This is a genomic window from Nonomuraea sp. NPDC004702 (assembly GCF_053601695.1).
The window spans coordinates 137,278-149,600 of the sequence record NZ_JBSGCE010000001.1 but is presented as its reverse complement, the minus strand read 5'-3'; the positions used below and the strand labels follow the sequence as shown (position 1 = coordinate 149,600).

12 protein-coding genes and 1 tRNA gene are annotated in these 12,323 nt (G+C 70.6%); 9 read left to right on the top strand and 4 right to left on the bottom strand.

Annotated features, from left to right (window positions below):
- Positions 1-10: 10 nt before the first annotated feature.
- Entirely contained in the window at positions 11-586 is a 576-nt protein-coding gene (locus ACWEJ6_RS00750) for a GNAT family N-acetyltransferase (RefSeq protein WP_358288267.1), read from the bottom strand.
- 107 nt (positions 587-693) lie between these two features.
- Here ACWEJ6_RS00750 and ACWEJ6_RS00745 point away from each other — a divergent pair, with 107 nt between their 5' ends.
- Genes ACWEJ6_RS00745 through ACWEJ6_RS00735 form a run of 3 tightly spaced genes read left to right on the top strand, consistent with a single transcriptional unit; the run spans position 694 to position 4,108 of the window.
- Positions 694-1,896 carry an acyl-CoA dehydrogenase family protein gene (locus tag ACWEJ6_RS00745; protein ID WP_352352052.1) on the top strand — a complete coding sequence of 401 codons (1,203 nt, stop codon included), beginning with the start codon at positions 694-696 and terminating at the stop codon, positions 1,894-1,896.
- Entirely contained in the window at positions 1,893-3,056 is a 1,164-nt protein-coding gene (locus tag ACWEJ6_RS00740) for an acyl-CoA dehydrogenase family protein (RefSeq protein WP_387670845.1), read from the top strand. The genes ACWEJ6_RS00745 and ACWEJ6_RS00740 overlap by 4 nt, the downstream gene beginning before the upstream one ends.
- Entirely contained in the window at positions 3,053-4,108 is a 1,056-nt protein-coding gene (locus tag ACWEJ6_RS00735) for an acyl-CoA dehydrogenase family protein (RefSeq protein WP_387670843.1), read from the top strand. The genes ACWEJ6_RS00740 and ACWEJ6_RS00735 overlap by 4 nt, the downstream gene beginning before the upstream one ends.
- Here the strand turns inward: ACWEJ6_RS00735 and ACWEJ6_RS00730 are convergent.
- Complete coding sequence (locus tag ACWEJ6_RS00730; protein WP_387655549.1) at positions 4,067-4,681, bottom strand: TetR/AcrR family transcriptional regulator; 615 nt, start codon at positions 4,679-4,681, stop codon at positions 4,067-4,069. The two genes, ACWEJ6_RS00735 and ACWEJ6_RS00730, sit on opposite strands and share 42 nt — an antisense overlap.
- Positions 4,682-4,830: 149 nt before the next feature.
- Here ACWEJ6_RS00730 and ACWEJ6_RS00725 point away from each other — a divergent pair, with 149 nt between their 5' ends.
- Positions 4,831-5,595, top strand: a complete 765-nt coding sequence (locus tag ACWEJ6_RS00725) for a nuclease-related domain-containing protein (protein WP_358288252.1) — start codon at positions 4,831-4,833, stop codon at positions 5,593-5,595.
- 6 nt (positions 5,596-5,601) lie between these two features.
- Here the strand turns inward: ACWEJ6_RS00725 and ACWEJ6_RS00720 are convergent, their stop codons facing one another.
- Positions 5,602-6,981 carry a vWA domain-containing protein gene (locus ACWEJ6_RS00720; protein ID WP_452420361.1) on the bottom strand — a complete coding sequence of 460 codons (1,380 nt, stop codon included), beginning with the start codon at positions 6,979-6,981 and terminating at the stop codon, positions 5,602-5,604.
- Entirely contained in the window at positions 6,974-7,813 is an 840-nt protein-coding gene (locus tag ACWEJ6_RS00715) for an AAA family ATPase (protein WP_452420359.1), read from the bottom strand. Before ACWEJ6_RS00715 ends, ACWEJ6_RS00720 begins: the two co-directional genes overlap by 8 nt.
- Positions 7,814-7,914: 101 nt before the next feature.
- On the opposite strand from ACWEJ6_RS00715, the gene ACWEJ6_RS00710 reads away from it, so the two are divergent.
- The 5 genes from ACWEJ6_RS00710 to ACWEJ6_RS00690 all read left to right on the top strand — a co-directional run bounded on the left by ACWEJ6_RS00710 (position 7,915) and on the right by ACWEJ6_RS00690 (position 12,322).
- A tRNA-Lys gene (locus tag ACWEJ6_RS00710) sits at positions 7,915-7,988 on the top strand.
- A 221-nt stretch (positions 7,989-8,209) separates the two neighbouring features.
- The gene (locus ACWEJ6_RS00705) at positions 8,210-9,343 is read left to right on the top strand and encodes an aminotransferase class V-fold PLP-dependent enzyme (protein ID WP_452420357.1); all 1,134 of its coding nucleotides are present in this window, start codon (positions 8,210-8,212) and stop codon (positions 9,341-9,343) included.
- A complete protein-coding gene (locus ACWEJ6_RS00700) occupies positions 9,340-10,650 on the top strand; it encodes an ABC transporter substrate-binding protein (protein ID WP_452420355.1) in 1,311 nt (436 codons plus the stop codon). The genes ACWEJ6_RS00705 and ACWEJ6_RS00700 overlap by 4 nt, the downstream gene beginning before the upstream one ends.
- Positions 10,647-11,516, top strand: a complete 870-nt coding sequence (locus ACWEJ6_RS00695) for a carbohydrate ABC transporter permease (protein WP_387670834.1) — start codon at positions 10,647-10,649, stop codon at positions 11,514-11,516. The genes ACWEJ6_RS00700 and ACWEJ6_RS00695 overlap by 4 nt, the downstream gene beginning before the upstream one ends.
- Positions 11,513-12,322 carry a carbohydrate ABC transporter permease gene (locus tag ACWEJ6_RS00690; protein WP_452420353.1) on the top strand — a complete coding sequence of 270 codons (810 nt, stop codon included), beginning with the start codon at positions 11,513-11,515 and terminating at the stop codon, positions 12,320-12,322. Before ACWEJ6_RS00695 ends, ACWEJ6_RS00690 begins: the two co-directional genes overlap by 4 nt.
- Position 12,323: the final 1 nt, after the last annotated feature.

Genomic DNA, 12,323 nt, shown 5'->3' with positions numbered 1-12,323 from the left:
CGCCTTCCGTTCAGCGGTTCAGTCGAGCCCGGTGCTCCGGCCATTCCTCTTCGAGGATGCCGAAATAGACCGTGTCGCGCCAGGTGCCGTCGGGCCTTCTGCGGTGGCGGCGCAGGGTTCCCTCGTGCACGCCGCCGATGCGCCGGATGGCGGCCTGGGAGCGCAGGTTCAGCACGTCGGTCTTGAGCAGGACCCGGTTGAACCCGAGGCCGAAGGCGTGGTCGAGCAGCAGCAGCTTGCAGTTGGTGTTCACCGCGGTGCGCCAGTGGGCGCGGCCGTACCAGGTCCAGCCGATCTCGACGCTGTCGTCGAAGCCGGGCACGTCGATGTAGGTCGTCCAGCCGCCCGGCCGTCCGGTCTCCTTGGGGATCACCGCGAACGGCACGTGCTGGTCGTCGCCGATGAGCGCGCGGGCCGTCCTGGTCAGGTCCTCCTCGGTGCGCGGGGTGGCGATCGGCAGCCAGCGCCACAGCTCGTCGTCCCCGCCGCCGGCGGCGAACAGGTCGGGGACGTGGTCCAGGGTGAGCGGTTCGAGGCGCACGACGTCGTTCTCCAGCACCACGGGCGCGGGCAGCTTGGCGGTCATGCCGCCACGATAGGCGGCGGTCCCGTCGCAGGTTGACGGCCACCTGGCCCTTTTTGCGGGGAACCACCTGTCGACATCCATACCGGCCGGTCGGTAGGCTCACCGGCATGGACTTCGCCTTCGACACCGTCACCGAGGACCTGCGCGAGCGCCTGCTCCGCTTCATGGACGAATGCGTCTATCCGGCCGAGCCCGCCTTCGAGGAGCAGGCCGCGGCCGCCGGCTGGAGCCCGCCACCGCTGCTCGACGACCTCAAGGACGAGGCGAGGAAGCGCGGCCTGTGGAACCTGTTCCTGCCGGGCGCGCACGGCGCCGGCCTGACGAACCTCCAGTACGCCCCGCTGGCCGAGATCATGGGCCGCAGCCCCAGCATCGCCCCCACCGCCACCAACTGCGCCGCCCCCGACACCGGCAACATGGAAGTGTTGTCGATGTTCGGCAGCCAGTGGCAGCGCGAGGAGTGGCTGCGCCCGCTGCTCGACGGCGAGATCCGGTCGGCCTTCGCGATGACCGAGCCCGACGTCGCCTCCTCCGACGCCACCAACATCGCCACCTCGATCGTCCGCGACGGCGGCGAGTACGTCATCAACGGCCGCAAGTGGTTCATCTCCGGCGCGATGAACCCCAACTGCAAGATCTTCGTCGTCATGGGCAAGACGAACCCCGACGCGCCCAAGCACCGCCAGCAGAGCATGGTCCTGGTGCCGCGCGACACCCCGGGGCTGCACGTCAAGCGCGGCATGCACGTCTTCGGCTACACCGACGCCGACCACGGCGGCCACGCCGAGGTGATCTTCGAGGACGTGCGCGTACCGGCCGAGAACCTGATCGGCGAGGAGGGCGGCGGCTTCGCCATCGCGCAGGCCAGGCTCGGCCCCGGCCGCATCCACCACTGCATGCGCCTGATCGGCATGGCCGAGCGCGCGGTCGAGCTGATGTGCGAGCGGGCCCTGGCCAGGACGGCGTTCGGCAAGCCGGTCGCCCAGCAGGGCGTGGTCCAGGACTGGATCGCCGAGTCCCGCATCAGGATCGAGCAGTTGCGCCTGCTCGTGCTCAAGACCGCCTGGCTCATGGACACCGTGGGCAACCAGGGCGCCCACACCGAGATCCAGGCCATCAAGATCTCCACCCCGATCACCGTCGAATGGATCCTGGACAAGGCCATCCAGGTGCACGGCGCGGGCGGCGTCTCCCAGGACTTCCCGCTGGCCGCGCTCTGGGCGGGCGCCCGGTCCCTGCGCCTGGCCGACGGTCCCGACGAGGTGCACAAGCGGTCCCTGGCCTATCGCGAGCTGAAGAGGTTCATGTGAACGAAGCGCAGATCAAGGAGCGCGTGCGCGCGTTCCTGGGCGAGCACGACCCCGAGGGGGACCGGCTGGAGTTCCTGCGGGCCAGGTTCGACGCCGGGCTGGCCTGGGTCTGGTTCCCCGAGGGGCTCGGCGGCCTCGGCGCGGCCAGGGAGCTGCAGCAGGTGGTCGAGCACGAGCTGGCCGGCACGCCGCAGATCAACAGCGGCGTCCAGGGCATCGGCCTCGGCATGGCCGCGCCGACGATCCTGGCGTTCGGCACGCCGGAGCAGAGACGGCGCTTCCTGCGCCCGCTGTGGACCGGCGAGGAGATCTGGTGCCAGCTCTTCAGCGAGCCCGGCGCCGGCTCGGACCTGGCCACGCTCGCCACCCGCGCGGTCCGGGACGGCGACGAGTGGGTGGTCGACGGCCAGAAGGTCTGGACGTCGGGCGCCCACCACTCCCGCTGGGCGATCCTGGTCACCCGCACCGACCCGGACGTGCCCAAGCACCGCGGCATGACGTACTTCGTCTGCGACATGCACGCCCCCGGCGTCGAGGTGCGGCCGCTGCGGCAGATCACCGGCGAGGCCGAGTTCAACGAGGTGTTCCTGACCGGCGTGCGGCTCTCCGACGACCTGCGGCTGGGCGAGGTCGGCGACGGCTGGCGGGTCGCGCAGACCACGCTGATGAACGAGCGCGTCGCGATCGGCGGCGCGCCCGTCCGGCGCGGCGGCGGCATGGTCGGCGCGGTGCTGGAAGCCTGGCGCGCGCACCCCGAGCTGCGCACCCACGACCTGCACCAGCGGCTGCTGGCGCTGTGGGTGGAGGCCGAGGTCACCCGCCTGTCCGGGGCCCGGCTGCGCGAGCAGCTCGCCGCCGGCCAGCCCGGTCCCGAGGGCTCGGGCATGAAGTTGTCGTTCGCCAAGCTCAACCAGGCGCTGTCCGGCTTCGACGTCGAGCTCCGCCGCGACCTGGGCTACGACGACTGGACGTTCCGCCGCTCGGAGGACGTCGACTTCTACGGCCGCGGCCCCGGCTACCGCTACCTGCGGGCCAAGGGCAACTCGATCGAGGGCGGCACGTCCGAGATCCTGCGCAACATCATCTCCGAACGGGTGCTCGGCCTGCCCTCCGAGCCCCGCGTCGACAAGGACGTGCCCTGGAAGGACCTGCCGCGATGACTCTGCTCTACTCCGAGGTCGAGGAGGAGCTGCGGGCGGCCGTGCGCGGCCTGCTCGCCGACCGCTGCCCGCCCGCCGCGGTGCTCGGGCGCGTCGAGTCGCAGCCCTACGACCTGGACCTGTGGAAGACGCTGGCGGGCGAGATCGGCGTCGCCGGGCTCCTCGTGCCCGAGGAGCTGGGCGGCGCGGGCGCGTCGGCCAGCGAGGTGGCCGTCGTGCTGGAGGAGCTGGGCCGGGCCGTGGCGCCGGTGCCGTTCCTGACCAGCGCGGTGCTGGCCACCAAGGCGCTGCTGCCCACCGGTGACGCCCTGCTCGGCGAGCTGGCCGAGGGCCGCAGGACGGCGGCCCTGGTCGTGTCGTTCGCGGCCTCGCCGTACCGGCCGGAGCGCGGGTCGTCGGTGCGGCTGGAGAGCGGGCGGCTGTCCGGCGCCGTCACCGGCGTGGCCGGCGCGGACGTGGCCGACGTGCTCCTCGTCCCCTTCGAGGGCAGGCTGTACGAGGTCGAGGACGCCACCGTCGAGGTCGTGCCCTCGCTCGACCTGACCAGGCCGGTCGCCACCGTCACCCTGTCCGGGACGCCGGCCCGCGACGTGGGGGAGTGCGACCTGGCCGGCGTGCTGAGGTTCGGGGCCGGGCTGCTGGCCTCCGAGCAGGTCGGCGTGGCCGAGTGGTGCCTGGACACGACGCTCGCCTACGTCAAGGAGCGCCACCAGTTCGCCCGGCCGGTCGGCTCGTTCCAGGCGATCAAGCACCGGCTGGCCGACCTCTGGCTGGACGTGGTCAGGGCCAGGGCCGCCGCCCGCGGCGCGGCCGCCGATCCCGGGGACATCGCGGTCGCGGTGGCGCAGTCGTGGAACGCCGGGGTGGCGGTGCACGCCGCCGAGGAGGCGGTGCAGCTCCACGGCGGGATCGGGATGACCTGGGAGCATCCCGTGCATCTGTATCTCAAGCGCGCCAAGGCCACCGAGATCGCGCTCGGCACGCCCGGCGACCATCGGGAGGCGCTGGCCTCACTCGCCGGCGTCCCCGGCCCCGAGGGAGTTCAGCAGTAGGTCGGCGAAGTGCTTGCCCACCTGGGCGCCGGTCAGCGGCCCGTCCGCGTGGAACCAGGTGCCCAGGTGGTGCACCGAGCCGAAGAAGTAGTCCACGACCAGTTCGGCGGGCACCCGGTCGCTGAGGACGCCCGTGCGCTGCCCCTCGGCCACCAGGTCGCGGAATCGTTCGTGGTAGCGGCGGCGCTCGGCGCGCACGGTCTTCTGCTTCTCGGTCGCGAGCAGGTGCATCGACCTGAAGAAGATCTTGGAGTCGTCGAGGTTGGCGGTCGTCGTCTCCACGACGTCGGCCGCGGCCCGGTGCAGCCGCTCGCGGATCGTGCCGGGGCCGTCGGCGATGCGCGTCAGCCGGTCCATCTGCATGCGGAGCAGGCGGGCGTAGATCTCGTGCAGCAGATCGTCTTTTGAGTCAAAATAGTGGTACATGGCGCCCTTGGTGACGCCGGCCGCCTGGACGATCTCCTGGACCGAGGTCCCCTCGAATCCACGGGCCGCGAACAGCCTGGTCGCCTCGGCGAGCAACCGCTGCCGGACGGGTTCTTCCTTCACATCGTCCCCCTTGTCACCCGCCATAGCATACCGACTGGTCGGTTGACGGTCTTGCAGGTTTTATTTGCGTCACCTTAGGCTCACCTTGGTTCGTGCTTGGGTATGCCTTAGACCGGCGAGGGATCTTCGGAGTGGCAGATCCTGAGGGTTTCTACTCATTCGGGGAGTTTGCCGTGCCCGGTGGCTCTATCTACGTGCAGCAGGACGAAAAGTACACAGGCTCATCCCCGCAGTGGTGGTACGAGAAGTTCTGGCGTGAGGACGCGCCCAACCGGCGCCGGTCCCGGTACGTCAAGGCGGGCGTGGGCGCGGTGGGCGGCATCCTGCTCGCGCTGCGGTTCGGCTCGGAGTACATGCTGTTCTGGGGGGCCGTCACCGCCGGTCTCGTGGCCGCCGTCGACTGGTACATCGACTGGCGCTCCTTCCGCGCGACGGCCGTCTGGCGCGGCGCCCGGCGCGGCGAGCTGATCACCGGCCGGCTGCTGCGCAGGCAGCTCGCCCGGCGCGGCTACCAGGTGCTCGACGGCCGCGCGATCCGCGACCAGGCCTCCATCGACCACCTCGTGATCGGCCCGACCGGCATCTGGGTCATCGACAACGAGTCCTGGAGCCCCGACACCGAGATCGGCTGCTACAACGGCAGGCTGTTCTTCAGCGAGAAGTACGGCACCAAATGGGCCAAACCGCTGGTGGACACCGCCGAGGCCTTCGCCGAGCTGCTGACCCGCGAGACCGGGATCGAGGTCACGATCTCGCCCATGCTGGCCGTCCACTGCGGGCTGCTGCCGCGCGGCGGCGTCGTGGTCGGCGAGGGGCTCACGCTGCTCAAGCCGCGCCTGGTGGCCAGACGCATCAAGGCGGTCGACGGCGTGGTGTTCACCGACGAGCAGGTCGAGCTGCTGGCCCGCACCGCGGCCAGGGAGCTGCAGAAGGTCTGACCGCCGTCAGGCCAGCGTCTCGATGAACGCGGTGAGCTGGGCGACGTTGCGGCACTCGTGCATCTCGACCACGGTGCCGTACTCGCTCGCGACCGAGTCGCCGGTGTCCCACTGCTGCCTGGGCTCGGGGTTGAGCCAGTAGGCGTGGCGGGCCCCCGACGTCAGGCGCCTGAGCACGTCGAGGGCCGGCGGCTGGTAGTTGGAGCGGGCGTCGCCGAGGATCAGCAGCGAGGTTCTCGGGCCGATGGCGTCGGAGTGGCGCTCGGCGAAGCCCTCCAGGGCGTGGCCGTAGTTCGTGCGTCCGAAGCGCGACATGTCGGCCTCGTCCGCGAGCCGCGTCATGGCCTCCACGACGTCCGCGCCGGGCACGAAGAAGCGGGTGATCTCGTCCACCCTGTCCACGAACCCGAACGCCCGCACCTTCGTGAACTGCTCCCGCAGCGCGTACGTCAGCAGCAGCGTGAAGTGGGCGAACGACGAGACCGAGTCGCTGGTGTCGCAGAGGATGACCAGCTCGGGCTTGTGCGGCCGGGGCGGTCTGAAGTGCGTGGTCAGCGGCACGCCGCCGCTCTGCAGCGAGGCCCGTACGGTGCGCCGGAAGTCCAGCCGCCCCCTGCGCCCCTTCCTGTGCTTGATCGTCAGCCGTGCGGCCAGCCGCCTGGCCAGCGGATGGACCTCCTTGCGCAGCCTGGCCAGGTCGGCCCTGGTGACGCGGAGGAAGTCGATCTGGTCGAGCGGCGGGCGCACGGCCGAGCGGGCGATGCGCTCGATCCCCGAGTCCTCGGCGATGCGCCGGCGCACGTCGGTGGCCACGGCCTCCTCGAACCGCCGGATGTTGCCGGTGACGCGCTGCCGCACGGTCTTCTCGGCCAGCCCGCCGCGCTCCTGCCCGGCCAGCACGTTCTGCAGGATGCGGGCCATCAGCGTCTCGGGCGACAGGGCGCGCAGGACGCTGTAGGAGAACCAGTTCTGGCGGCCAGGACCAGTGGTCTGCTGGCGGCCGAACCGCTCGACCATGGCCTGGGCGAACTCCCGCAGCTCGGCGTCCGTGCTGCCGGTGAGCAGCTCCGCCAGGCGCTCGCGCAGCTCGTCCACCGGGGCCGTGCGCGGGTCCAGGCGGGCCTCGGCGGGGCGGGGGGCGTACATGCCGGTCGTGGACGACGGGAACCACAGGTCGAACAGCACGTCGAAGCCCGGACGGTAGGCCGGCTTCTTGACCAGCGTGGCCGCGTAGGCGGCGCGCAGCGACTCCCGCTCGCTCAGGTCGATCACCCGCAGCGCGCGGGCCGCGTCGAGCCCCTCGGCGAGCGACACCGGCAGGCCCGCCTCGCGCAGCGCGTGCACGAAACCGACATGCCGGTCCACCAGCGATCCGCGCTCAGGCATCCGGCAGCCCCAGCTCCTTGATCGCCCGGGTCTGGTCGGAGGCGTGCTTGAGCACCACGCCCAGCGTCCCGGCCACCGTCGCCTCGTCCAGTTCCGCGCGGCCGAGGGCCAGCAGCGTGTTGGCCCAGTCGACGGTCTCGGCGACCGACGGCGCCTTCTTCAGCTCCAGCGCCCGCATGGTGGCGACCGTCCTGGCGAGCTGTTCGGCCAGGTCGGCGCGGATGGTCGGCACCTGCGCGAGCACGATGTCGCGCTCCCGTTCCGGCTTCGGGTACTCGATGTGCAGGTAGAGGCAGCGCCGCTTGAGCGCCTCGGACAGCTCGCGGGTGGCGTTGGAGGTCAGCAGCACGAACGGCTTACGGGTGGCGGCGATCGTGCCCAGCTCGGGGATGGTGACCTGGAAGTCCGACAGCAGCTCCAGCAGCAGGCCCTCGACCTCGACGTCGGCCTTGTCGGTCTCGTCGATGAGCAGCACGGTGGGGGCGGCCGACCTGATCGCCTTCAGCAGCGGGCGTTCGAGCAGGAACTCCTCGGTGAAGATGTCGTCGTCGGCGCTGGTGGCCTGGATGCGGAGCAGCTGCTTCTTGTAGTTCCACTCGTACAGGGCGCGGGCCTCGTCGAGACCTTCGTAGCACTGGAGGCGGACCAGCTCCGAGCCCGTCGCCTGGGCCACGGCCTTGGCGAGCTGCGTCTTGCCCACGCCGGCGGGCCCCTCGACCAGCAGCGGCTTGCCCAGCGCGGCGGCGAGGAACACCGAGGTGGAGATGGCGTCGTCGGAGAGGTAGTCCACGGCGGCGAGCCGCGCCGTCACGTCGGCGGGCGAGTCGAACATCGATGCTCCCTGTCTGCAGGCCGAACTTTATTCTAGCGGCAGGAGGCCGACCCAGGTCGATTCGACCAACATGCGGATCACCGGTATATTCCTCTCTGCAAGCGCCGCTAGCTCAGTTGGTTAGAGCAGCTGACTCTTAATCAGCGGGTCCGGGGTTCGAGTCCCTGGCGGCGCACCGCACGAAACCCCAGTTCAGTACGCTGAGCTGGGGTTTTCGCATTTTCCCGCAGGTCTGGCCGAAGGTGTGAGCCCCTGCGTCCCCCGGGCCGTTATGCAATCTTTGCTTGCGGCCATGAGGAAGCTGCGTAATATGAACGTTCATATCGCTGAGCCCTGTTATCCCCGGTCAGCAACACACTCCCCACTTCGTCATGCCTGGATGAGCCGTCAGAGGATATGAACGTTCAAATTTTCGCGGAGCCACCCGGCTACCTCGACTTCGCCCGGCTGGGGCCGCTCTCCAGCGCGGTCGCGGCGGTCTTGGCCGAGTCGGCCCGCCGCCGCGTCGGCGACATGCCGCTGGCCTGGTTCGAGGAGCGGGCGGCGCGGACGCGCTCGGCGGCGGCGCGGCTGCTGCGGGCGGCCGAGCACGAAGTGGCGTTCGTCTCCTCCACCAGCCACGGGCTGTTCGCCGCCGCCGCCGCGCTGCCCGGAGAGGGCGTGGTGCTGGTGCCCCGGGGTGAGTTCCCCGCGAACGTCTACCCCTGGTTGCGGTTCGAGGGGCGCGGCGGGCTCCGGGTGCGGTGGATCGACGAAGCGCGCCTCACCCCACAGGTGCTGGCCGAGCACCTGGACGCGTCGGTGCGGGCGCTCGCGGTCAGCGCGGTCGACGCGCTCACCGGCTACCCGGCGCCGCTGGGCGCGCTGAAGGAGGTGCTCGGGCCGGGACGCGTGCTGGTCGTGGACGCCATCCAGGGGCTGGGCGCCGTGCCGCTGGAGGTGGAGGCCGCCGACGTGCTGGTCTGCGGCGGGCAGAAGTGGCTGCGCGCCGGATGGGGGGCGGCTGTCTTCCTGGCCCGCGACCGCGTCGCCGGGCTGATGGCGCCAGGGCTCGGCGGGTGGTCGGGGGTCGAGGGCCCGCTGGCGGGGCCCGCGCCCCGGCCGCCGCTCGCGGGAGCGGCCGCGCACACGATGACCAATCCCGACTATTCCGGCGTCGCCGCCCTGGGCGTCGCGATCGAGCTGGTCCTGGAGGCCGGCGTCGCGGAGATCGGCCGCAGGACGGCCGACCGGCTGGGTGAGCTGCTCGACACGGCCCGCGCTGCCGGGGCACGGGTGCTGCTGGACGCGCCCGCCGGCGGACCGGCGCCGCCCGGCGCCAGACGTGGCGCCGGGGAGTGGAGCGGGATCGGGTCCTTCACGATGCCCGGCCGGGAGCCGGCGGCCGTCCATGCCGCGCTGGCCGCCGCCGGGCTCACCACGACTCTGCGGGGCGAGTGGATCCGTCTCTCGCCCCATGCCACCACCTCGGGCGAGGCCGTACAGCGTCTGGCCGCCGCCCTGCACCCCCCGAGAAAGGAATCGTCATGAACCGACGTGCCGTCCTGGTCGTCTCCGCGACTCTCGCCCTGGCCGTCACGGCCTGCGGCGGCGGGGGCGGGAGCGACCAGAGGCCCACCGGTCCGGTGAAGATCACGGTCTGGAGCTGGAAGCCCGCCTCCGACGGGCTGGCCTCGGTGGCCAAGGACTTCGAGCAGGCGAACCCCGGCATCAAGGTCGACGTCCAGGTGGTCGGGAACCCCGCGATCTGGGAGAAGATCACGGTGGGGATGGCCGCGGGAGGCAAGGGCCTGGGGGACGTCCTGCACATCGGCATCGACTACCTGCCCGGATACATGGAGAAGTTCCCCGGCGGGCTGGCGGACCTGAGCGAGCTGGGCGCCGACAAGTACAAGGACGCCTTCGCCAAGGGTCTGTGGCCGACGGTCACCGGCAAGGACGGCAAGGCGTACGCGATGCCGTGGGAGGTCAACCCGGTCGGGTTCTTCTACCGTTCGGACCTGTTCGACAAGGCAGGCATCGACTCCGCGGCGATCAGGACCTGGGACGACGCGATCGAGGCGGGCAAGAAGCTCAAGGAGAAGACGGGCGCTTATCTGATCGGCCTGAACAAGCCGGCGGCCGGTAGCGTGGACATGGACCTCTTCCAGTCGCTGCTGCAGCAGCAGGGCGCCTTCTACTTCGACCGTCAGGGAGGGGTCACGCTCTCCTCGGCGCCCGCCGTGCAGGCGATGACCCTGATCAAGAAGATGAACGACGCCGGGATCGTCGCCGACACCTCCGGCGAGGGGACGCGGAAGAAGCTGATCAGCCAGGGCAAGGTGGCGGTGCTGCCGTGGGCGGCCTGGGGCGTCGGCTACATCCCCGAGACGTGGCCGGAGCAGAAGGGGCTCTGGCGCGTCATGCAGCCGCCGGCCGTCGTGCCGGGCGGCAAGCGCACCGCGATCGTCAACTCCACGTACCTGTCGGTCTCCGGAACCAGCCCGCACAAGGCGGAGGCGTTCAAGTTCCTTGAGTACGCGCTGACCAGGCCCGAGGTCATCAACAAGATGTTCAAGGACGGCGGGGTCTTCCCCGCTCTGAACGCCGCCTACGCCGACCCGCGGTTCACCGCCGGCACGGACTACTACGGCGGGCAGCCCGCGCTCAAGACCTTCGTGGACGCGCTGGGCGAGGGCGCGGACGCCACCTACTACTCCGGCGACTACGCCCGCGCGCTGAAGCTCGCCAGTGACGCGCAGACCCAGGTCCTGCTGAAGGGCGCCGACCCGGCCGCCGCGCTGAGCCAGGCGGCCCAGCAGCTGTCCCAGCAGTCCGGCAGGAAGCTCGCGGGATGACCGCCCGCCTGCTCACCAGGAGAAACGTTCCGTACTTCCTGGTGCTGCCCGCGCTGCTCGGCTTCGTCTGCTTCAAGGGCTATCCGATCCTGGCGGCGGCCTACATCAGCCTGACGACCGGCGCCGGGGCGGCGCGTTCCTTCGCCGGACTGGACAACTACGTCAGGCTGGTGCACGACCCGCTGTTCTGGACGTCGTTGTGGAACACGGCGCTGATCCTCGTCGTCCAGGTGCCGATCATGCTGATCCTCGCGCTGCTGCTGGCGCTGGGCCTCAACTCCAAGCTCGTACGGCTGCGCGCCCTGTGGCGGCTCGGCGTCTTCATGCCCTCGCTGACCGGCCTGGTCGCCTACGGCGTGATGTTCTCGGTGATCCTCAGCAAGGACTCCGGCCTGCTCAACTGGCTGCTCGGCCTGTTCGGCGTCAGCCCGATCGACTGGCTGGGCAGCCCCTTCTGGGCGCGAATCGCCATCGTCATCGCGCTGACCTGGCACTACTGCGGCTACAACGCGGTGATCTACCTGGCCGGGCTGCAGAGCATCGCGAAGGAGCTGTACGAGGCGGCGATGGTCGACGGCGCGGGAGCGGTCCGCCGCTTCTGGTCGATCACCGTGCCGCAACTGCGGCCGATCCTGCTGCTGACGATCGTGCTGTCGGCGATCGGCACGCTGCAACTGTTCGACGAGCCGTTCGTGCTCACCGGCGGCGGCCCGGACAACTCCACCCTGACGATCTCCCTCTACCTGTACCAGAACGGCTTCCGCTACTTCGACTTCGGTTACGCCTCGGCGATCGCCTACGCGCTCACGCTGATCGTGGCCGGCTTCGGGCTGGTGCAGCTCAAGCTCACCGGAGGCAGGAAATGAAGGGCTGGCTGCTGACCTTCGCGCTCGCCGCGTGCTTCGCCCTGTGCGTCGGCCCGTTCTACTGGCTGACCATGGCGGCCACGCACGCCAACGCCGACATCTTCGGCGCCACGCCGACGTTCTCGCCGGGCGACCAGCTCGGCGCGAACACCGCGAAGCTGGAGGAGTCCATCGGCCTGCTCCGCGTGCTGGGGAACACGCTGCTCGTGGCGGCCGTCCAGACGTCGATCGCGCTGGTCGTGGCGTTGCTGGCGGGCTACGCGTTCGCCAAGTTCGAGTTCCGCGGCAGGAACGTCTTCTTCGTCCTGCTGCTGTCGACGCTGGTGATCCCGGGCGGCGTCACCATCATCCCGATCTTCGAGATGATGAACGACCTCGGGCTGATCGACACCTTCCCGGCGCTCATCCTGCCGAACCTGACCGTTCCGTTCGGGATCTTCCTCATCCGGCAGTCGCTGCAGGCCGTGCCCGACGAGTTGCTCGACGCGGCGCGCGTGGACGGGGCGGGCGAGCTCCGGGTGCTGTGGCGGGTGGTGGTGCCGGTCATGCGGCCCGCGCTCGCGGCGCTGGCGGTCTTCCTGTTCCTCGGCGCGTGGAACGACTTCCTGTGGCCGCTGATCGCGCTGCGCACGCCCGGGATGTTCACCCTGCCGGTCGCGCTGGCCACCCTCCAGGGGCTGGCCAGGACCGACTTCGGCCAGGTCATGGTGGGCACCGCGATCTCCGCGCTGCCCATGATGATCCTCTTTCTCGTCCTTCAGAAACAGTTCATCTCCGGCCTGCTGGCCGGGGCCACGAAAGGTTGAC